Raw genomic sequence first — 20,104 nt, 5'->3', positions numbered from 1 at the left:
TTTTTGATTGTCCTAAATAGGAAAGAGGAACTATTAGCCTGACAGGCTGCGTCGGCTCGTCGCAGGATAACGGATTTCGAATGACCGACAAGACAACCACACTGAGTGCTCTGATTGCCCGGATTCAGGCTATGCCCCGGCAGCGGTTGGCTATGGGCGCTGGCGTGGCTGTGATTGCCGGGCTGGCGGCGTTTGGCCTGACGTTTGTGGGGGCTTCGCCCAAAAACCATTCCGACGTCTCCAGCCAGTCTCGAAAGGGTTTGCTGCGCTATACGCCGACGGCGGCGGAATGGGCCAGCTTGACTGTTCAGCCGGTGGTTGAACGCGCGTTCCGCGCCGAGCATGTCACAGAAGGTAAGATCGCGGTCGATGAAGATCGCTCGACGCCGGTGTTCTCGCCTTATGCCGGCCGCGTCACCAAGCTGCTGTCGCGGCCCGGCGACAGGGTCACGCAGGGGCAGTCGCTGTTCGTGATCGAGGCTGCCGACAATGTTCAGGCGCAGAACGATTTCATCACGGCGGCGACAGCGCTGAACAAGGCGAAGTCACAGCTCGAACTGGCCCAGATCCAGGACAAGCGCGCCCGCGATCTTTATGAAGGCAAGGCCGCGCCGCTGAAGGACTATCAGCAATCGCAGGCAGCGCTGATATCCGCACAGAACGACATGCGCGCGAGCGAGACGGCGCTGGAAGCCGCGCGCAGTCGGCTGCGCATGCTCGGCCTGACCGACGAGGCCATCACGGCCTTTCAGGACAAGGGCCGCATCAATCGCGAAACGACGATCTTCTCGCCGATCGCCGGCACGGTCGTACAGCGCAAGGTTGGCCCCGGACAATACGTCAATGCCGGTGCGAGCGACCCGGTGTTCGTTGTCGGCGATCTGTCGACGGTCTGGCTTACGGCGTTCGTACGCGAAACCGAAGCGCCCGCCATCGAGGTTGGCCAGGAAATCATGTTCAGCGTTCTCGCGTTTCCGGGACGCACCTTCAACGCGCGCATCAATTATGTTTCGGCGGCCATCGATCCGACGTCGCGCCGTCTGATGGTCCGTGCCACCATCGACAATCCCGGCGAAGCCTTGAAGCCGGAGATGTTCGCCAACGTGACCATCTATTCCGCGGGCGACCGTCCGGCCGTCGGCGTGCCCCGGCAGGCGCTCATCTACGAGGGCGATCAGGTAAGGGTCTGGGTTGTGCGCGACGACAAATCCATCGAACTGCGCCAGATCAAGATTGGTATGACCAATGGCGATCTGGTCGAAGTGAAGAGCAATCTGTCTCCGAACGAGAATATCGTGACTCGAGGCAGCCTGTTCATTGATCGCGCTGCGTCAGGCAGCTAGTCCGCTCCGTGTCTTTCCCCGACGTCATACGCTCCCGCTGAAAGACCGGTCTCGATGGATCGCCTTGTCGCTCTTGCTGTAAACCGCCGCTACCTCATGGTGGCGCTGTTCGTCATCACGATGGTCGGCGGTGTCATCGCCTTCCAGCAGTTGAACATCGAGGCCTACCCCGACCCCACGCCGCCGATGGTCGACATCGTGACGCAAAGTCCCGGCCTGTCGGCCGAGGAAATTGAACGTTACATCACCATTCCGATCGAAACGCAGGTCGCGGGTCTGAAGAACCTGCGGACGCTGCGTACCATCTCGCTTTACGGTCTGTCGGACGTCAAACTTCAGTTTTCATTCGATTATACCTACGACGAAGCCTTGCAGCAGGTGCTCAATCGCCTGTCGCAGCTCAGCCCCTTGCCGGGCAATGTGCAGCCGCAGATTTCTCCGTTGAGCCCGATCGGCGAAATCTTCCGCTATCGGCTGGTCGGACCGCCGAACTACAGTGTTCTGGACTTGAAGACGTTGCAGGACTGGGTGCTGCAACGCCGCTTCCGCAGCGTGCCCGGCGTGATCGATGTCACGAGTTGGGGCGGCAAGACCAAGACCTACGAGCTTCAGGTAGATTTCAACAAGCTGACGGCATTCGGCCTGACGCTGCCGCAGGTGCTGCAGGCCGTCGGCAACGCCAATATCAATGTCGGCGGCAACACCGTCAACATCGGCACGCAGTCCGCGGTTGTTCGCGGCGTCGGCCTGATCCGCTCCATCGACGATCTGGCCACCACCATGATCTCGCAAAGCGGCGGCAATCCCGTGCTGGTGCGTGACATTGCAACCGTGACGGTGGGCGAGAAGCCGCGTCTCGGCGTCGCCGGCATGAACGCGGACGACGATATCGTTCAGGGCATCGTATTGATGCGCCGTGGCGAGCAGAGCTCGCCGACCATCGCGCGCGTGGAAAAGCTTGTCTCAACGATCAACAACTCGAATATCTTGCCGCCGGGCGTGCGGATAGAACGCATCTATGATCGCAAGGATCTGATCGACACCACGACGCACACCGTACTCCACAATATGGTGGTGGGCATCCTTCTGATCGTCCTGCTGCAGTGGCTGTTCCTGGGTAATCTGCGCAGCGCGGTGATCGTGGGCGCCACGATTCCGTTCGCGCTGTTTTTTGCCGTCATCATCATGGTGCTGCGCGGTGAATCCGCCAACCTTCTGTCGGTGGGCGCCATCGACTTCGGTCTCATCGTGGATGGCACGGTCATTATGGTCGAGGCCATTTTCCGCAGACTATCGCAGACCACCGTACTGTCCGCGTCTGAAGAGCGGGTCATCTCGCCGGAAACCATTATGGGCATGAAAGCCCATGCCATTCTCAGCGCGGCGGCCGACGTCTCCCGGTCGATCTTCTTTGCTGCGGCGATCATTATCGCGGCGTTCCTGCCGCTGTTCACGCTGAGCGGCGTCGAAGGTCACATTTTCGGACCGATGGCAAAGACCTACGCCTATGCCCTGGCGGGCGGATTGCTCGCGACCTTCACGATCACTCCGGCGCTGAGCGCGATCATTCTTCCTGCGCATATCCAGGAAACTGAAACCCGCATCATGCAATGGCTGCATCGCGTTTATATGCCGCTGCTGCATTGGGCGATCAGCAGCCGGCGGATCGTAATGGCTTCTGCGGGATTACTCGTCATCCTCACATTCGTTGCTGTGCGGATGCTGGGTCTCGAATTTCTGCCGAAACTCGAAGAAGGCAATCTCTGGATCCGCGCGACACTTCCACCGACCATTTCGCTCGAGGAAGGCAACTCCTACGTCAACGAAATGCGAAAGCTCATCCGCTCGCGGCCGGAGGTGGAATCGGTCGTATCGCAACACGGTCGGCCCGACGACGGCACCGATGCGGCAGGTCTGTTCAATGCGGAATTCTTTGCGCCGCTGAAGCCGATCAACGAATGGCCGGGATCGCGCGACAAGGACGACCTGACGAGCGATCTTCTGGGGCAACTCCAGAAGAGATTTCCCGGCGTCGAGTTCAATTTCTCGCAGTATCTGCAGGATAACGTCGCCGAAGCTGTGTCCGGCGTGAAGGGCGAGAACTCGATCAAGCTGTATGGCAGCGATCTTGAGGAATTGACCAAGACCGCCAACAAGATCAAGTCGGTGCTCTCGACGGTGAAGGGCATCACTGACTTGTCGGTTTTTACATCGCTGGGGCAGCCCACGATCCAGATCGACATCGATCGCGCACGGGCCGCACGGTATGGCCTCTCGCCGGGTGACATCAACGCGACCATCCGTGTCGCGATTGGCGGTGACAGCGCGGGCGATCTGTACGAGCCCGGCAGCGACCGTCATTTTCCGATTGTGGTTCGCCTTGCGCCTGAATACCGCAAGAGCGCCGAAGCGATTCAAAATCTGCGCATCGGCGCGCAGGGACCGAACGGGATCCAGCAGGTTCCCCTCTCGGAAGTAGCTTCAATCAAACTCGTATCCGGCGCGGCCTATATCTATCGCGAACAGCAGGAGCGATATCTGCCGATCAAGTTCTCGGTGCGCGAGCGCGACCTTGGCAGCGCCATTCAGGAGGCGCAGGACAAGGTGGCCGAGCAGGTCCAGCTTCCTGCCGGCTCGCATATGGAATGGGTGGGAGAGTTCGGAAATCTTCAGGATGCGATCCGCCGGTTGTCTATCGTGGTGCCGATTAGTCTTGCTCTGATCGCCATTCTGCTGTGGTTCAACTTCGGATCGATGCCCGACACTCTCTTGGCGATGAGTGTGATTCCGATGGCGATCTTCGGCGGTGTGCTTGGATTGCTGTTCAGCGGCATTCCGTTCAGCGTGTCAGCGGCGATCGGATTCATCGCGCTGATGGGCATTGCAGTGATGGATGGCATCATCATTCTGTCGCAATACAACCAGCTTATTGACGAGGGATACAATCGCGTCAGGGCGGTGATAAGGACCGGCGAGCTTCAGTTGCGCCCGGTGCTGATGACCTGCGTCGTCGCAGGCATTGGTCTTCTGCCGGCAGCCATGTCGGAAGGAATCGGGTCTCAGGTGCAAAAGCCGCTCGCGGTGGTGGTCGTGACCGGCATGGCGGTGGCGCCGCTGGTCATCCTGATCACGCTGCCGGTCCTGATTTTGATGTTCTCGCGCCGGGTGCGCTAAGAGCTATCGTCCCGACGGCGTGCGTACGCCGTGCCAGGCGTCGCGGACCTGATGATAGTGGACCTCGGGCAGGTAGTCCGGCGTACTGAGGCCAAGTGTTCTGACGTCGAGACGGCCGATTGCGCTCAGCAGGGTATAGGAGGCGATCACGCGGTCGCGCTGTGCCAGAATCTGGCGGGACCGCGCGGCCGTGAGATCCTGCTGTGAATTGAGCACATCGATGGTGGTGCGCTGTCCGGCCTGCGCCTCGCGCCGGACGCCCTGCAAGGCGATGTTCGCCGACTTCACCTCGGCTTCGGCGGCGGCCAGCGCGACCTTGGTGCCCTCACTGCTGATCCAGGCGCTGATGGCCGCAGTGCGGGCCTGATTTCTGACCTGTTCCAGCACGAGCCGGCTCTGGACCGCGGTTTCCTTGGCTTGGCGCGTCTGCGAGGCCGCCGTTCCGCCGTCATAGATCGGCACGGTGAGGGCACCGACCACGGACGCCTGATCGGCGCGCTTAGTGCCGAGATTGGGGTCGCCGTCTGTGCTGCGGTTGACGTTGCCCTGCACATTTAACTGGGGCAGCAGGCTGCTTTCGGCGACGCTTATGGTGGTGGTGGCAACATCGACGTCGTAGGTCGCTGCGATGACCGCGGGATTTTCGCGAATCGAGCTGTCGATGGCGTCCTGCCGGCTTTTCGGAACAAAGCGGTCGACCGTCTGAGCCGGTGCAAGGCTGCCGGGCATGTTGCCGATCACCTGCGCATAGATGGCGCGGCTGGTTTCCAGCGCGACTTCCGCAGCGTTGAGGTCTGCGAGGCCCCGGCTCAGCCGCGCCTCGGCCTGAGCGGTGTCGGTCGGGGTAACGTCGCCGGCGTCGAGGCGCTTCTTGGTAATGCCGAGGGTCTCACGCAGGAATGCGACGTTGCCGCGCTGGGTCTCGACCAGAGCCTGATTCGAGATCACGTTCATGTACGCGGTGACGGCATCGAGCAGGACGCCCTGACCGGTGTTGCGCAAGGCCTCCCGGCCGGACAGCACCTGAAATTCCGCAACACGGACGCTGTTGGAGGTTTTGAAGCCGTTAAACAGGTTTTGCGTGACCGTCACGCCGATGGTCCACGGCTTCAGGGTCGCGGTCTGGATGGTGTTATCCAGAAGCAGATTGCGAACCGGTTGCAATCCGGCGCTGAGACTCGCGACGATCTGCGGACGATAGCCGGCCAGCGCCTGCGGCACGTTTTCGTCGGTGGCGCGCTGCTGGGCTCGGCCGGCATTGAGCTGCGGATTGGACTGATAGGCTTTGACCAGCGCCTCGTTCAGCGTCTCGGCCCGGGCCTGCGCCCCGAATCCGGCAGATAGCGCGAGACCGATAGCGACGCCCGACACACCAAGGCGCCAGCCTACGCCACCAAACCCTGAAGAACGCCGAGCCATCGTTTTCCGTAACAATCCGAGATTCACAGCAGCGGTGGGATTGCACCATCCGGCAGCTTCATTCGTACACTGTTTAGAGGCCGATGTTCGCTCGGGCAAACCTCTGAACACAGAAAATCGCCGACTGTGACTATGTACACCGCTTTGTTATCAACCAGGCCGGTATTGTCTTGACCGATCAATGTCCTACGGTGAAATTCCGGCACGGTGGCTAAGTGTCGCGCGCCCTTATGCGATGACAGCGGCCTGTCCGGCGGAGTGGACTAGCAGACATCCGATGCCAAGAATCTTCTCCGACCCTGAGGCGATCGCGGACGATATCATTCGCGAGGTCGGACCAAGGCTTGTGGTCGGTCTGCCTTTGGGCCTCGGCAAGGCGAATCACATCGTCAATGCGTTGTTTCGGCGGGCTCTGAATGACCGCTCGATCCATCTGACCATTTTCACAGCGTTGACACTTGAGAAGCCGGCACCGTCGGCCGATCTCGAACGGCGATTTATCGGACCCGTGATAGACCGGCTGTTCGGCGGCTACCCGGATCTGGATTACGCCAAGGCACTGCATGCCCGGGCACTCCCGCCGAATATCGAGATCGTCGAATTCTTCTTCCTTGCAGGCAAGTGGCTCGGCAATGCCTATGCGCAACAGCACTATATCTCGGCGAACTACACCCACGCTTCGTCATACTTGCTGACCCGCGGCGTCAACGTGATCGCCCAACTGGTGGCCAAGCGCATCGTCGACGGCCAGACCAGATACAGCCTCAGCGGCAATACCGACACCACGCTCGATCTGATGCGGGCGCGCGCCGAGGGCCGGATCGCGTTCAAGATTGTGGGGCAGGTGAACTCCGAACTGCCGTTCATGCCGGGGCAGGGCGATCTGGCGGGGGATGAATTTCATGCGGTGCTGGAAAGTCCGGAGACCGATTTCCCGCTGTTCGCGCCGCCATCAGAGCCGATCTCGGACACCAAGTACGCCATCGGGCTGCATTCTGCGGGATTGATCCGCGATGGCGGCACCTTGCAGATCGGTATTGGACAGGTCGGCGATGCGCTCGCACAAGGATTGATCGTTCGTCATCGTGATAGTGCAGCCTATCGCGAAATCATGTCACGGTTGGCTCCGGGGCAGGCGTTGCGCGAGGCAGGACCATTCACGGCTGGTCTTTACGGCGTCAGTGAAATGTTTTTCGAGGCGTTTCTCGCGCTGATCGATGCCGGCGTGCTCAAGCGCGAGGTCGATGGCGCACTCCTGCACGCCGCTTTCTTCCTCGGCCCGAAATCCTTCTACCGTGCTCTGCGTGAAATGAAGCCTGAGCAGATCGAACGCATCCAGATGGTGCCGGTCTCATTCACCAATCAGCTCTATGGCGCCGAGGATGCCAAGCGGCGAGCGCGTGTCGATGCACGGTTTGTCAACAACGCGATGATGGCGACGTTGATGGGAGCCGTGGTCTCCGACGGTCTCGATAACGGTCAGGTCGTGAGCGGCGTCGGCGGTCAGTATAATTTCGTGGCGCAGGCCTTTGCGCTCGAGGGCGCACGCTCGATGCTGACGCTGGAATCGACGCGCGGTTCCGGCAAGAAAGTCGCGTCCAATGTGCGTTGGTCCTACGGGCACAGCACGATCCCGCGTCACCTGCGCGATGTTATTGTCACCGAATACGGCGTTGCCGATCTTCGCGGCCAGTCGGATGCCGATGTGATCGCGGCGATGCTGAATGTGACGGATACGCGATTTCAAGGCGAACTGATGCGGCAGGCGAAAGAGGCGGGCAAACTGCCAACGGCATACGAGATTCCGGCCGTCCACCGCGAGAATTTCCCGGACCGCGTCGCCGCAGCCCTGAAGCCGTCACTTGATGCCGGATTGCTGCCGGCATTCCCCTTCGGCAGCGACTTCACGGACGTCGAACAGCGGCTGATCCCGGCCCTTCAGATTCTGAAGGAGGCGACTGCCAGTCCGCTGGCTTTGCTCGGACTGGCATGGGAAGGCCGCCGCGCCAACCATTCCGCCGAACTGGCAGCATGTCTTGCGCGGATGCAACTCGAACGGCCGGCATCCTTTGCCGACCGGTTCTATCGCGCCCTGCTGATCGCCGCGCTGGCGCGGAGCAGCCAGACCTAGCGGTGCTTGAAGTTCGGCTTCCGCTTCTCGATGAAAGCGGCCATGCCTTCTGAACGATCCTCAAGCGCAAACGTCGCGTGGAACAGATCGCCCTCGACATTCATGCCTTCGGCGAGCGGTGTTTCCAGCGCGCGGTTGACGGCGCTCTTTGCCATCGCGACCGCAGGCTGCGACATCGATGCGATCTTCTCCGCGATCGCGAGCACTTCTTCCATCAGCTTATCGGCGGGGAAAATACGGCTGACGAGGCCCGAGCGCTCGGCCTCCGCCGCATCCATCATGCGGCCGGTCAGGCACAGGTCCATCGCCTTGGATTTGCCGACCGCGCGCGTCAGCCGCTGCGTGCCGCCAAGGCCCGGAATGGTGCCGAGCGTAATTTCGGGCTGACCGAATTTAGCGGTGTCGGACGCGATGATGATGTCGCACATCATCGCAAGTTCGCAGCCGCCGCCGAGCGCATAGCCGCTGACAGCCGCGATGGTCGGCTTCTTGCAAGTCGCAACGCGATCGCCGCCGATATCCATGAAGTCTTCGCTGAACATGTCGATGAATTTCTTCGGCTGCATTTCCTTGATGTCCGCGCCGGCGGCGAATGCCTTTTCGTTGCCAGTGACGACAATGCAGCCGACAGCATTATTGGCCTCGAGCTGATCGATCGCGATCGCAATTTCCTTGAAGACACCAAAGGAGAGAGCGTTGAGCATCTTGGGCCGGTTGATCTGCACGATGCCGACCGCGCCCCTGGTCTCAACGATGATGTGCTCGAATGCTGACATGTTTCGCCCCTTGAAGGATGTCTGAGGATTAGCGCCTGCGCGCCGTTGGGCGGCAATGTGCCTTCCGGGGCTGGTCTCTGCAAGACCGGGGATGTCAGGGCTGATCGTCACGTGCGCAACAAAAACGCCGGTTCGCAAGGCTGCGGACCGGCGTTTGCGTCTGATGCAGACGGTGTTTGCGTCAGCTGATCAGCAGGCGGGCCGCCGATGCCAGTGTCAGCAGGCTTCCGAACGCGATGAAGATCTTGCCGATCAGCGATGTCTTGCTCCACGGGTCCCCGTCATCAGTCTTGAATACGGGCTTTTCCGATGCCGATGTCGCCCGGATGATCTTGCCGCTCTGGACCGGCGCCGGCTGAACTGCGACGGGGGCGGCCGGAGCGCCGGAATCCTGCGCGGTCTCGGCCGTCGCAGCGCGGTCGGCATCGGTCAGTTGGTCGGCGGCAGCAAGCTGCATGCCGTCCACGACCGGAGCATCGGTGCTGTCGAGAGCGGCGAAATTCCTCGCCTGGTCTTCCGCCAGGGCCTGGGCGCGGGCATTGGCGACCGAAGCCGGCAACTCGGTCTTGTTCTGACTGGCGGTCTTGGCCTCGCTACGCGCCGGCTTGTCCTCCCATGTCTCGGGAGCCTCGATAATCTTCGACGAGACCTTCGATCCTGCCTTCTTCGCGTATCGCGTTGACTTGGTGGCGTATCGCGCTGATTTGGATTTCTTCGCAGCCACGCGCTGCTTTTTGAATTTGGAGAGAACAACGGGACGGTTGGCCGAGGTGACCTTCGCGGCTTTTTCAGTCTTGGTTGTCGATTTGGCGGCCATCGCCGGCTCGACTGAAAAGCTCATCCAGATTCCGGCGGCAGCGACCAGCGCCGCTAATCCTGCACTCCTAATCCGCATGGCAATTTCCCCTTTTGCCAGAGCCTCCAGCACAGGGAACAGACCGGTGCGGAATGGCCACAGGACGGCAGAAAGAGGGAATCTTGTGATCTTTTGCCCTAAAAAAGGCCCACAGCCGGAGCCCCCGCGCAGCCTCGTTCGGTCTCGGGAACCAATTCGTTCACGATTGCGTGATTGCAATTTCTCCCCGTAACACTTTAGGAACAGGAGCGAATTGCCTTGATAGGAGCGCGCGTGCGCGGACGTGAGGACGAGTGGACCGATCTGATGCGATCGGCCAATGCCGGAGACAACGCCGCATATCATCGCCTCCTCAAGGCCGTGACGCCGGTCCTGCGAGCAGGGGCGCGCCGCGGTCTGGCGAGAGCCGGTCAGCCGGTCGACCAGTCCGAGGACATCGTGCAGGACATTTTGTTAGCGGTGCATTTGAAGCGGCATACCTGGGACGCCAACGCCCCGTTCGCGCCGTGGCTGTTCGCGATTGCCCGCAACAAGCTGATCGATGCCCTGCGCCGCCGCGGCCGCCGGGTCTTCGTCAACATCGACGATTTTTCAGAGACTCTGGCGGGTGCGCCGGTCGAGGACAGTGTGGCGCCGAGTGAGGTGACGACCCATCTCAACGGCTTGCCGAAGCGGCAGCGGGACGTGTTGCAATCGATCGCCGTCGACAGTGCATCTATCAAGGAAACGGCGGCTAAACTTTCGATGACCGAGGGCGCTGTGCGCGTGGCGCTGCACCGGGGACTAACGGGTCTCGCAAGCAAACTGCGGAAAGAATGACCATGGACACCAACGATCTCATCCGCACCCTCGCCGCGGACAACGACACACACGAACGCTCGGTCGGTCATCTGCTGCTGGCCGCACTGGTGCTTGCGGTGCCGGTATCTACTGCGCTGTTCCTGGCCGGACTTGGTGTGCGCTCCGACGTGATGACCGCCATGCGCAATCCGATGTTCGATCTGAAGTTCGCCGTCACCCTCGCGCTGGCCGCGGGCGCTATCGTGATCAGCCTGCGTCTTTCACGGCCGGAAGCCTCGCTTGGGCGCTGGGCGTGGCTGCTGGCGGTTCCGGCCGGATTGCTTGGAATCGGCATGATGGGCGAGATGATGATGATGCCAAATCGTGCCCCGATGGCGACGCGGATGGTGGGCTCCAACTCGAAACTTTGCCTGGTCGCCATCCCGCTGCTGTCCCTGCCATTGCTGGCGGCGGCGCTGGTAGCCTTGCGGCGCGGTGCGCCGTCGCGGCCGGCTGTGACCGGAGCTTTCGCCGGATTGCTGTCGGCCGGTTTGGCTGCAACACTTTACGCGGCGCACTGCACCGATGACTCACCGATGTTCGTAGCGACGTGGTATTCGATGGCGGCTGCAATCGTTGCGTCGATTGGTGCGCTCGCGGGCTCGCGCGTCCTGAGATTCTAAATTCATGTGACGGGCGGTGCGAAGCCCGGCGCCATCGTCCTCACACAGCAGATTCCGTCTGCGCGGTGTCCTGCCGCATCCGGTAGAAGCGCAGCACCTGTTGCGCGGTTGAAGGGCGGAGCATGTCGTAGCTTGACTTGTGTTCGTCGATATTCTCGATCTCGGTTCCGGACGCGTTGCCGCACATTTCAAGTACCAGCTTGAGCGACATCCAAGATAGCCCTGCGACCTTGGCGAGGACCAGCAATCCCTCCGAGCGCGACTCGATCATCATGTTTTCGACGGTCGCGACCGGAACATTCGCACATACAGCTATCGCGGCACCTGTTTCTTCGAAGCGCCCGGACGCCGCGAATTCGGCGATCTGCCTTTCGTCGAGGCGTCCGTCGTCGAAGAGGGATTTAACGAGACGCATCGCCTGAGATGTTTCGCCGCGTGTGGAGGCTCCATGGCCGGCGTTGAATGCGGCTTCCTTGACGGCGGCCGAGATATCGTCCGCTGCGCGGGGGTTTGCGGCCTGGAGGCGCTCTCGTACTGAGTCCGACGCTCTTGCGATGAGCTTGAGATAGTGAGGCCTTGGAATTCCTCGCCGTGCGCCAAGACAAGTAGCGAGATTGTCATTGCCCTCGGCGCGGGAGACCAGCTCCGTGAACCCCTTGTCAGAGAATTCTGCGCCCGGATTGTTGACGGTGCTCTCGACGACGTCGTTGTTGCCGCATTCAACCAGAACGTCGGTGACGGCGTCGCTCAGAACCTTTCGTTTCGAAATCGCGAGCATATGGCCCTGGCTTTTGCTGCGCGCGTTTTTGATCAGCATATCGTCGTTCAGCCGCTCTGACAGCGACAACACTGGTGCGGCGATCTCGATCTCGTCGTCGAAGGCAAGCGTGTAAATCAGGCGCGGGGGCGCTTTCGGCACTGGCGCCATTCGTTTCGCCAGCAGGGCCTTGGCCGAGGTCTCGATTTCTTCGATCAGACAATGAAAGACGTCATCGAAAACATTGATCTGCTCGTCGGAGTAGTCCGTTACACCGTACAGAAAGAGATCGGTGACCCGGCGCAGCGTCTCCACGCGGCGTGCCACAGTGCCGTGAGCGAGAGCATTCTGTAGTTCATCGAGAAGATTGGCCGGCCGTGCTGTCGATCTCGAACTCATGACTTTCTGTCCTGGAAACACCGAAGCGAGAAATGCCAGCCAGGTTCTTGGCCGGCGTAAATGGAAGCTAGGCTGAGACAACCCGGTTCCGCCCTAGGTCTTTGGCTTGATAAAGAAGCTGATCGGCGCGGGCGAGAATGCTGTCCGCGGTATCGTCCGTTCGCAACATGGCCACACCGGCCGACATTGTGACATTCATGTCCTGCGAAATCGCACTCCAGTCGAGCGCGCCTACGATGGCGCGCAATCGATCGACGGTGCGCATCGCTGCGCCATCGGATGTTTCCGGGAGAATGAGCAGGAATTCCTCGCCGCCATAGCGGCCGAATTTGTCGATGCTGCGGATATTGGCGAATACTGTGATCGCAAAAGCCCGCAATGCTTCGTCGCCGACAGGATGTCCGAACCGGTCGTTGATGCGCTTGAACCAGTCGAGATCGATCAACGCGACAGCGCAAGGCGTCTTGCTGCGCCGGGAGCTGGCGATCTCTTCGTCGAGCGTTTGCATGATGCTGCGGCGGTTGAGCGATCCGGTCAGTTCGTCAAGTTCTGCGAGTTCTTCGATGCGCTTGTAAGCTTCCTTCAGCTCGATGCCGCGACGGTAGAGGGATTCGTGCAGCGAACTGCTGAACAGTCCGACGACCATGCCGCGGCCAAGCACCAGAATGAAAACCAGCATGGTCGCGAAACGCTCCAGCGGCGTGCCGGTGGGCATTCCGATGGGTCTATCCGAGAGAAGAAACAGGACGGTCAGGCCGACGGCTGCGGCCGTCCATCCGATGATCGTCTGGCGGGGCGTGGACCGCAATGCGGCGAAGGTAAAGACAAGGAAGATGGAGCAAAGGAAGAGGCAGCCGACTTCGGGCGCCAGGTAGATGAACAGCAGCATGATCCCGAGGCTGATGCTGGTTTGCTGCGAGATGAAGTAGTGATCTCTGAACCGGTCGTTGACCTTGGCTTCCGAAATCGCAATGTACGCAGCCACCGACAGTAGACCGCAGGCTCCATAGGCGGGTGCGACCATAAAACTGGTGGCGCCTGCGTAGGCGTAGATCAGCAGAATCGCGGCGTCGATCATGTAGCTGACGCCGACCATGTCGAGCATCTGCCGCCGCTGCCTTGCACGGCGTGCGAGGATCTCCGGCGCCAATTCGCTCTCGACGGCGGAATGGCTTCGGCCAAGAGCGCCTGTCAGGGATCCGGAGGCCGATGAAGCTGCGCCGCGCATGAACTCGCCGTTAAGGAAAAGCAATGCGGGACTGTAGGCGGGAAAGCCTTTAGGTTTGGTATCATTGGAGTGACTTACGGGATCGGTAAGCCGCAGAGCTTCAAGAACTATTCCGTCCAATCCGGAATAATCCTAGGTAATTCAATACCATCTCTGGTATCCATAGGTCTCATCACTTGCCCTTGTTCATGATTCAGGGGCATTTTGCGCTTCGCCAATCCCGGCAATTTCGGGAAATCGCGAAGATTTTCACGGATTTGATCGAACCCATTTCCAGTCGCGTGCGACCAACCTTGCGAGACGGCCATTGAGTGCAACCCACGCGACGTCGGACGAAGTTCTGATCGGTCGCATCGCCCAAGGTGACCGGCTCGCCATGCAGGTGCTTTACGGAAGGCACCATGTACGGGTGTTTCGCTTCTCGCTGCGGCTCGTGAGGAACGAGTCCATCGCGGAGGACCTCATCAGCGAGGTTTTCCTCGATGTGTGGCGTCAGGCCGGCAAGTTCGAAGGCCGGTCTGCTGTCTCTACGTGGCTCCTGGCGATCACCCGGTTCAAGGCCCTGTCCGCCCTCCGCAAGAGGAAGGACGCGGAACTGGACGACGAAACGGCTGCCGCGATCGAGGACACGTCCGACAATCCGGAAGTGACCGTCGCCAAGAAGGACACGAGTAACGCGTTGCGGAACTGCCTGACCGCACTTTCGCCAGAACATCGGGAGATCGTCGATCTCGTCTACTACCACGAGAAGTCCGTGGAAGAAGTGGCCGAAATCGTGGGCATCCCGGAGAATACAGTAAAGACGCGCCTGTTTTACGCGCGGAAAAAATTAGCCGAACTGCTGAAGGCAGCCGGCGTAGAGCGAGGTTGGCCATGACTGCCGCAAGCAAGCAAACCGCCGATCGGGAGCCTACGGAGCTCGAGGCTCTGTTGCCGTTCCATGCGGCGGGCACGCTCAACCTGCGTGACGCCCGCCGCGTCGATGAGGCACTCGCCAGCGATCCCGATCTGGCGCGCCAATACGCAGCGATCCAGGACGAATATGCCGAAACGATTTTGCTGAACGAGAGCCTTGGTGCGCCGTCGTCGCGGGCGATGCAAAAGCTGTTCGCCGCCATCGACGCCGAGCCTGCGCGCAAGAGCGTGTCATTTAATCCGCTGATGCGGGCTGTCGGGTTCTTCTCCAGTTTGTCACCGCGCACGCTTGCTTATGCAGGTGTCGCTGGTGCGGTGCTGGTTCTGTTGCAGGCGGGTGTGATTGGAACCGTACTGGTCAAGGATCGCGCGGGCGGCAATTTCCAGACGGCCGCGTTCCCGGCTCAGTCGACCGCGGGCACGTTTGGCCTGATCCGCTTCGCGCCGGACGCCAAGGCCGACGACATCGCCCAGTTGCTGAACAACTACAACGCGTCCATCGTTTCCGGTCCCAAGGCTGGCATGTTCCGCGTCCAGTTCGGCGACAAAGCGCTGTCAAAGCAGGACGCGGCGCAGCTTATGACACGGTTGCAGGCCGAAAAGATCGTCAGCATGGTGGTGAGTGCTGACTAGTCCTTGATCCCGCGCCCGATGGGTATCGGGCAATCGGCTTGGCGGCAACGCCACGATAGAGCGCGAGGGCCATTACCTGCGCGCTGGCGCTGCCATGGATTCGCGAGGACGTCAGATGATCGAGACAGGCCAGGGCAAACGATCTTTCATCCGGACGAAAAGCCGGATGCGGCCGTTGCGGTCAATTGCTCTGATCGCGGCGGTGGTGACGCTGGCAACGCCGCAGGCATTTGCGCAGTACAGCGGCATGAGCATGCGCACCGGGCCCAGCATGAATGTGGGGCCGCGCATCAACATCAATCCGACGATACGTTACTCGCCGAACATTCAATACGACGGATACAGCGATCCAGGGCCGCGTCCGCGCGTCATGCGGAATCTGGATCAGGGTGGGCCGGAGGACATTTCACCCCGTAAACGCCCAAGCAAAGCGAAGTCCACGCCTGCTGCGATCGACAATACCTACGTCGCGAAGGAAGTACTGATCGAGATCGCGGGCAACCCGACCGATGCGCAGGCCGACGACATCGCGCGGCGCCATCGCCTGAGGCGTGTTCAGTCCCAGAGTTTCGCGCTGACCGACAGCACGTTCTTTCGCTGGCGGATACCGGACGGACGCTCGGTCGATGCCGTGGTGCGCGAACTGGTCGCCGGCGGCAACGTCAAGGCCGCACAGCGAAACAACATCTTCAAGCTGCAACAGAATGCAACGCCGGGAGCCGCCAGACCCGAGGGCGATCCCATGCAGTATGCACTCGCCAAGATGCGGCTGCCCGAGGCACACGCGCTCTCGGTCGGTGCGGACGTCACAATTGCCGTGATCGATTCAGGAATCGACGTCACCCATCCTGAACTGGCGGGCGTCATCACCGGCACGTTCGACGCGCTCAACAATGGCGAAGGACCGCACCCCCACGGCACCAGCATCGCGGGCGTCATCGCCGCACATGCGCGCCTGATGGGAACGGCGCCGTCCTCACATCTGCTGGCGATCCGGGCGTTCGATGACAAGAAGAGCGGTGCTGAAAGCACCTCGTTTCTGATCCTCAAGAGCCTCGACTATGCGCTCGCGAAGAATGCGCGGATCATCAACATGAGCTTTGCCGGTCCGCACGATCCCGCCATGGAGCGCGGTCTTGCCGCTGCCGCGGCCAAGGGCATCGTTCTGGTGGCTGCTGCCGGCAACGCCGGCGCGAAGTCTCCGCCGCTCTATCCGGCAGCCGATCGCAACGTGATCGCGGTGACAGCCATCGACCAGTCCGACAAGCTCTTTGCCCAATCGAATCGTGGCAGTTATGTCGCCATCTCGGCACCCGGCGTGGATATTCTGTCGCCGGCACCCGACGGTAAATATCAGATGTCGTCCGGCACCTCGCTGTCCGCCGCTTATGTCAGCGGCGTGGCGGCATTGATGATCGCGCGCAATCCCGGGATTTCTTCTGCCGATGTTCGCGCCACATTGATATCGACCGCGCGCGACCTCGGACCCAAGGGCCGCGACGATCAGTTCGGGGCAGGGCAGGCCGATGCTTTCAGCGCTGTTTCGGCGGTCGTCCCGGCTCCGATGGCTGCGGCATCCGATAACGGCGACAAGCGCTGACAATCCCGCCGGATGTGAACCCGCCACATCCTTCCTGCGACCAACTTCTGCCGGCGACGAATTCCTCGTTTCCTGCAGCCTGAATGGCGCGGGCGCCCATCCACCCTCGGCCGCGTGCCGTCGCCGGCAGGGTCGCGGTAGTCGCTTCGGGCCGCGATCAGGCGGCAGGTGCGTTAATACTTGCGTGTTCGTGAATTGTGCAAACGCCTGTCACGAAAGTTGCATGTATGTGTGGCACGGGTTGCGCTATCTGTTTCTCGTTGTTTCGGTGCTGCGTGAGTCGTGGCGTTGCTTGATGTTTGTTCAGAAGTGATTTTTAGAACTTTCCGGATTCGAAATGACCAATCCTGGCGACGCCCAGCAGGGGCGAAGTGTTGTGACGCGCTGGCGTATGCTCGCTGAGCGAAGGCTCAATTATCTGGTCGAACTTTATGAAACCGGGCGCTGGAAGGCTTATTACAGCGAGACGGAGTTTCTGAAAGTCGTTCAGGAGGCCCGTGCGGCGCTGAAAACGTGGGAGCAACTTGCGCCTCTCGATCCTGTTCAGGACAAGCCGATGGAAGTGGCGATCGCGCAGGCTGTAAGTTCAGCCATTCCCGCATCGCCTTTCGCAGACATGTCGTCAGCGCACAGCGTTAACGCCAAGGACAATCTGCGCAAAGCGTGAGGTTCCGTCTGCGCCGAGATCGGTTGTGACCGCCTTTGCATGATCGAGTCCGACGATCGCGCCGCCTCTGGATCCTGAGATCAGGTTGTTGCTGACCAGCGTGGTGCCGGCTCCCGGCACCACCGAGACGCCGATGCCGACAAAGGCGTTGCGCAGCACGTTGCCGGTGATGGTCACGTCGCGGAGGTACTTGCCCCAGCCGGCCATGATTCCGAATGAGGGCGCATTCTCGATGACGTTGCCGGTCACCGCGGCGTCCGCCTCCACCACGATGCCAATCCCGGCGTCGTCATCGGGCGCGGTGCCGATCGGGCGCTTCGGCAGGATATTCCGGATGACGTTGCCGTGGACGGTCGCGATGCGGCCGCCCTCGTTGAAATTCGCGACCGACACGCCGACCGCGCAGATATCGACGGTATTGTTGGCGATCACCGCGCCTTCGAACGCGAACTCCGAATAAAGCGCGACTTCGCGGACATTGCTGACGCTGTTGCCGGTGATCTGGATGTTCGAAGCGGAGTTGCCACGCACGGCGGAATAATCGCAGTTGCGGATGCGATTGCCGCTGACGATGACATTGCCGGCACGAAAGGCGTTAATGGCGTTGCCGTGCTGGCCGGAGCCGCCGGGGCCGGCCTTGATATCGTCGATGCGGTTGTTGACGACGATCGTGCCGTCATCGCCGATCGTATGCCGAAGGATTTCGATGCCGTTGTCGGACGCGTCCTGGATCGTGTTTTGTGCAACGAGCAGCCCCATCGCATCGAACGAGGTGAACGCCGTATTCGCGGTCTTGCGGATGGTGTTGCCGCTGACTTCGCCCGCGATGCTTTCAAACCAGATGCCGTATCCGCCGCTGCCGACGATGTCGCAGTCCTGCACGCGGACATCGAGGCCGTTCTGGAAATGCACAAGTCCACGCCGGTCGGCCAGTTTGATGCCGGCGCCCTCAAGCGTAAGGCCGGTGAGGGTAATGCCGCTCGCACCCTCGCTGCCGATGAGCGATGCGCCGCCAGTAAACTTGAGAACGGTCGCGCCACGTATGCCGACGAGCTGGCCGCCATTCGGCACTCTCAAGGCGCCGGTACGATAGATGCCCGGCGGCAGCGCCAATGGCATCTGCGCATTGGCTGCTGCATCGATAGCGCGCTGAAGTGTTTTTGTTTGATCGTCGGGACTGTTTGGCCGCACGCCGTACTGAGTCGCGTCACGCCCTAGTGTGGAGGTCAGCGGAGCCGCGCGCGCAGGATCAGGCGTTGCCGCCAGCGCACCTGCCGCCGCGCCGGCGGCAGTGGCGTTGATGAGACTGCGGCGATTGATGTCCATGCGATGCTCGGCCTGACAGCGTCCCAGGTTCACCTGAACGCACAGTAAGACCTAATGCAGGAATGCAGCGAACGATGCCCGCCCGCGCGAATTTGCCCGCGATTGTCGGTAGTAGGGTTAATGGAATGGAGCCGCGGGAGCGATCAGATCGGCTTGTTGTGCGGCGTAAACAGGCGGCCTTTCTCGACTACGACCACAACGAGAAGCGCGACGACCGAACTCAGTACCCCACCCACCGCGAGGGGGACCAGAGTGCCGTTATAGGTCTGCCCGATGGCCGTCCCCACCCCGATTCCGATCAGGGTTGTGATCGATCCGAACAGGGATGAGGCCGTTCCGGCGATATGTCCCTGAGGCTCCATCGCAAGCGCGGAGAAATTGGAGAACATCAATCCGAACGAGAACAGGCTGGCGGTGGACAGGACCATGAACAGAGGCAGGGACAGCCATCCGGCGAGCGCCGCAACCAGCATCACAATGGCAACGGCCAATTGGCCGACGAGGGCGCTGTGCGAGATCATGCGCATGCCGTAGCGGCCGACGATGCGCGAATTGAGGAAACCGGCAACGGCGATACCGATCGCGATAGCGGCAAACGCCAGCGGAAAATAGTGACCGAGCCCGTAGATACCCGTGAAGATCTGCTGCGACGACAGAACGTAGCCGAACAGAATTCCCTGTATGCTGCCGGCAGCCAGTGCGTAGCCGAAGGTTTGCCGGTTCGTCAGGGTCTGAAGGAAATTCTTTGCCACCTCGCGGGGAGCAAGCGATTTGCGCTCGGTGAGCGGCAACGTCTCGGGCACGCGGATGACAATCCAGCTCAGCGTGAGCAGGCCGTAAATCAGCAGGACGATGAAAATGCCATGCCATTCAGCTAGCAGCATGATGGCCTGGCCGAATGACGGGGCGATTACTGGAACCGAAATGAAGATCATCATCGCAAGCGACATCACGCTCGCCATCCTGCGGCCGCTGTAGCAGTCCCGCACGATGGAGGTGGCGATCACGCGCGAGGCGGAGGTGCCGAGACCCTGCAACGCGCGCGCGAGCAGCAGCGTTTCAAATGACGGCGCGACGATCGCGAGCAGACTGGCGATGCCATAGACGATCAGACCGCCGAGCAGGATCGGTCGCCGTCCGAAACGGTCCGACAGCGGGCCCATGATGAACTGTCCGGCGCCGAAGCCGGTCAGGAACACCGACAGGACTGCCTGGGCGTGGTTGACGTTGCTGAGGTGAAATGCCGACGACACGTTCGGCAGCGCCGGGAGCATCAGGTCCAGGGCGAGCGGGTTGAGCGCCATGATCGCGGCCACGATGGCGACGAACTCGCGAAAGCCCATGGGACGATGGGTCGATGAAACCCAGGCATTGGCGCTGGTATCGGTCATGAAGCGTGTCTCGCGAGGCTGAGACA

At 61.0% G+C, this 20,104-nt stretch carries 16 protein-coding genes; 9 read left to right on the top strand and 7 right to left on the bottom strand.

Annotated features, from left to right (window positions below; all coding sequences use genetic code 11):
* Window positions 1-80 precede the first annotated feature (80 nt).
* Window positions 81-1,343: an efflux RND transporter periplasmic adaptor subunit gene (locus AC1RM7_RS16025; protein WP_024920569.1), complete on the top strand. Its 1,263-nt coding sequence runs from the start codon at window positions 81-83 to the stop codon at window positions 1,341-1,343.
* A gap of 54 nt (window positions 1,344-1,397) precedes the next feature.
* Window positions 1,398-4,517, top strand: a complete 3,120-nt coding sequence (locus AC1RM7_RS16020) for an efflux RND transporter permease subunit (RefSeq protein WP_024920568.1) — start codon at window positions 1,398-1,400, stop codon at window positions 4,515-4,517.
* A gap of 3 nt (window positions 4,518-4,520) precedes the next feature.
* On the opposite strand, the gene AC1RM7_RS16015 is transcribed toward AC1RM7_RS16020, so the two are convergent.
* Window positions 4,521-5,936, bottom strand: coding sequence for a TolC family outer membrane protein (locus tag AC1RM7_RS16015; RefSeq protein ID WP_006019786.1), 1,416 nt, complete (start codon window positions 5,934-5,936; stop codon window positions 4,521-4,523).
* 277 nt (window positions 5,937-6,213) lie between these two features.
* Here AC1RM7_RS16015 and AC1RM7_RS16010 point away from each other — a divergent pair, with 277 nt between their 5' ends.
* Complete coding sequence (locus AC1RM7_RS16010) at window positions 6,214-8,067, top strand: acetyl-CoA hydrolase/transferase C-terminal domain-containing protein (RefSeq protein WP_024927736.1); 1,854 nt, start codon at window positions 6,214-6,216, stop codon at window positions 8,065-8,067.
* Here AC1RM7_RS16010 and AC1RM7_RS16005 read toward each other — a convergent pair.
* Window positions 8,064-8,843 carry an enoyl-CoA hydratase gene (locus tag AC1RM7_RS16005; protein WP_024921708.1) on the bottom strand — a complete coding sequence of 260 codons (780 nt, stop codon included), beginning with the start codon at window positions 8,841-8,843 and terminating at the stop codon, window positions 8,064-8,066. The two genes, AC1RM7_RS16010 and AC1RM7_RS16005, sit on opposite strands and share 4 nt — an antisense overlap.
* A gap of 181 nt (window positions 8,844-9,024) precedes the next feature.
* On the bottom strand, window positions 9,025-9,738 hold the full coding sequence (locus AC1RM7_RS16000) for a hypothetical protein (RefSeq protein ID WP_024921707.1): 714 nt from the start codon (window positions 9,736-9,738) through the stop codon (window positions 9,025-9,027).
* 234 nt (window positions 9,739-9,972) lie between these two features.
* On the opposite strand from AC1RM7_RS16000, the gene AC1RM7_RS15995 reads away from it, so the two are divergent.
* Together AC1RM7_RS15995 and AC1RM7_RS15990 are read left to right on the top strand one after the other, a co-directional pair.
* Window positions 9,973-10,518, top strand: a complete 546-nt coding sequence (locus tag AC1RM7_RS15995; RefSeq protein ID WP_024921706.1) for a sigma-70 family RNA polymerase sigma factor — start codon at window positions 9,973-9,975, stop codon at window positions 10,516-10,518.
* Window positions 10,519-10,520: 2 nt separating this feature from the next.
* Window positions 10,521-11,162 (top strand): NrsF family protein, encoded by a 642-nt coding sequence (locus AC1RM7_RS15990; protein ID WP_024921705.1) that lies wholly within the window; start codon window positions 10,521-10,523, stop codon window positions 11,160-11,162.
* 40 nt (window positions 11,163-11,202) lie between these two features.
* Here AC1RM7_RS15990 and AC1RM7_RS15985 read toward each other — a convergent pair whose 3' ends face one another.
* Window positions 11,203-12,318: a DUF2336 domain-containing protein gene (locus tag AC1RM7_RS15985; protein ID WP_024921704.1), complete on the bottom strand. Its 1,116-nt coding sequence runs from the start codon at window positions 12,316-12,318 to the stop codon at window positions 11,203-11,205.
* Window positions 12,319-12,385: 67 nt separating this feature from the next.
* Window positions 12,386-13,546 carry a GGDEF domain-containing protein gene (locus AC1RM7_RS15980; RefSeq protein WP_024921703.1) on the bottom strand — a complete coding sequence of 387 codons (1,161 nt, stop codon included), beginning with the start codon at window positions 13,544-13,546 and terminating at the stop codon, window positions 12,386-12,388.
* Window positions 13,547-13,853: 307 nt separating this feature from the next.
* Here AC1RM7_RS15980 and AC1RM7_RS15975 point away from each other — a divergent pair, with 307 nt between their 5' ends.
* The 4 genes from AC1RM7_RS15975 to AC1RM7_RS15960 all read left to right on the top strand — a co-directional run bounded on the left by AC1RM7_RS15975 (window position 13,854) and on the right by AC1RM7_RS15960 (window position 17,361).
* The gene (locus tag AC1RM7_RS15975) at window positions 13,854-14,423 is read left to right on the top strand and encodes a sigma-70 family RNA polymerase sigma factor (protein WP_024921702.1); all 570 of its coding nucleotides are present in this window, start codon (window positions 13,854-13,856) and stop codon (window positions 14,421-14,423) included.
* Window positions 14,420-15,094, top strand: coding sequence for a hypothetical protein (locus tag AC1RM7_RS15970; protein ID WP_024921701.1), 675 nt, complete (start codon window positions 14,420-14,422; stop codon window positions 15,092-15,094). The genes AC1RM7_RS15975 and AC1RM7_RS15970 overlap by 4 nt, the downstream gene beginning before the upstream one ends.
* Before the next feature lie 166 nt (window positions 15,095-15,260).
* Window positions 15,261-16,694, top strand: a complete 1,434-nt coding sequence (locus AC1RM7_RS15965) for a S8 family serine peptidase (RefSeq protein WP_492839340.1) — start codon at window positions 15,261-15,263, stop codon at window positions 16,692-16,694.
* A 337-nt stretch (window positions 16,695-17,031) separates the two neighbouring features.
* The gene (locus AC1RM7_RS15960) at window positions 17,032-17,361 is read left to right on the top strand and encodes a TIGR03809 family protein (protein ID WP_024921699.1); all 330 of its coding nucleotides are present in this window, start codon (window positions 17,032-17,034) and stop codon (window positions 17,359-17,361) included.
* On the opposite strand, the gene AC1RM7_RS15955 is transcribed toward AC1RM7_RS15960, so the two are convergent.
* Window positions 17,317-18,687, bottom strand: coding sequence for a TIGR03808 family TAT-translocated repetitive protein (locus tag AC1RM7_RS15955; protein WP_024921698.1), 1,371 nt, complete (start codon window positions 18,685-18,687; stop codon window positions 17,317-17,319). The two genes, AC1RM7_RS15960 and AC1RM7_RS15955, sit on opposite strands and share 45 nt — an antisense overlap.
* A 143-nt stretch (window positions 18,688-18,830) precedes the next feature.
* Window positions 18,831-20,078, bottom strand: a complete 1,248-nt coding sequence (locus AC1RM7_RS15950) for a multidrug effflux MFS transporter (RefSeq protein ID WP_006019799.1) — start codon at window positions 20,076-20,078, stop codon at window positions 18,831-18,833.
* Between the last annotated feature and the right edge of the window lie 26 nt (window positions 20,079-20,104).

This window comes from Afipia sp. GW822-FHT03D08 (assembly GCF_058801645.1).
This window is presented reverse-complemented; position numbering and strand designations above follow the sequence as displayed.

Excerpts from the sequence above, each read along its gene's own strand:
- AC1RM7_RS16025 (WP_024920569.1), top strand. The coding sequence starts at position 81 with ATGACCGACAAGACAACCACACTGAGTGCTCTGATTGCCCGGATTCAG.
- AC1RM7_RS15990 (WP_024921705.1), top strand. The coding sequence starts at position 10,521 with ATGGACACCAACGATCTCATCCGCACCCTCGCCGCGGACAACGACACA.
- AC1RM7_RS16020 (WP_024920568.1), top strand. The coding sequence starts at position 1,398 with ATGGATCGCCTTGTCGCTCTTGCTGTAAACCGCCGCTACCTCATGGTG.
- AC1RM7_RS15950 (WP_006019799.1), bottom strand. The coding sequence starts at position 20,078 with ATGACCGATACCAGCGCCAATGCCTGGGTTTCATCGACCCATCGTCCC.
- AC1RM7_RS16005 (WP_024921708.1), bottom strand. The coding sequence starts at position 8,843 with ATGTCAGCATTCGAGCACATCATCGTTGAGACCAGGGGCGCGGTCGGC.
- AC1RM7_RS15985 (WP_024921704.1), bottom strand. The coding sequence starts at position 12,318 with ATGAGTTCGAGATCGACAGCACGGCCGGCCAATCTTCTCGATGAACTA.
- AC1RM7_RS16015 (WP_006019786.1), bottom strand. The coding sequence starts at position 5,936 with ATGGCTCGGCGTTCTTCAGGGTTTGGTGGCGTAGGCTGGCGCCTTGGT.
- AC1RM7_RS15960 (WP_024921699.1), top strand. The coding sequence starts at position 17,032 with ATGACCAATCCTGGCGACGCCCAGCAGGGGCGAAGTGTTGTGACGCGC.
- AC1RM7_RS15965 (WP_492839340.1), top strand. The coding sequence starts at position 15,261 with ATGCGGCCGTTGCGGTCAATTGCTCTGATCGCGGCGGTGGTGACGCTG.
- AC1RM7_RS15970 (WP_024921701.1), top strand. The coding sequence starts at position 14,420 with ATGACTGCCGCAAGCAAGCAAACCGCCGATCGGGAGCCTACGGAGCTC.
- AC1RM7_RS16000 (WP_024921707.1), bottom strand. The coding sequence starts at position 9,738 with ATGCGGATTAGGAGTGCAGGATTAGCGGCGCTGGTCGCTGCCGCCGGA.
- AC1RM7_RS15955 (WP_024921698.1), bottom strand. The coding sequence starts at position 18,687 with ATGGACATCAATCGCCGCAGTCTCATCAACGCCACTGCCGCCGGCGCG.
- AC1RM7_RS16010 (WP_024927736.1), top strand. The coding sequence starts at position 6,214 with ATGCCAAGAATCTTCTCCGACCCTGAGGCGATCGCGGACGATATCATT.
- AC1RM7_RS15980 (WP_024921703.1), bottom strand. The coding sequence starts at position 13,546 with ATGCGCGGCGCAGCTTCATCGGCCTCCGGATCCCTGACAGGCGCTCTT.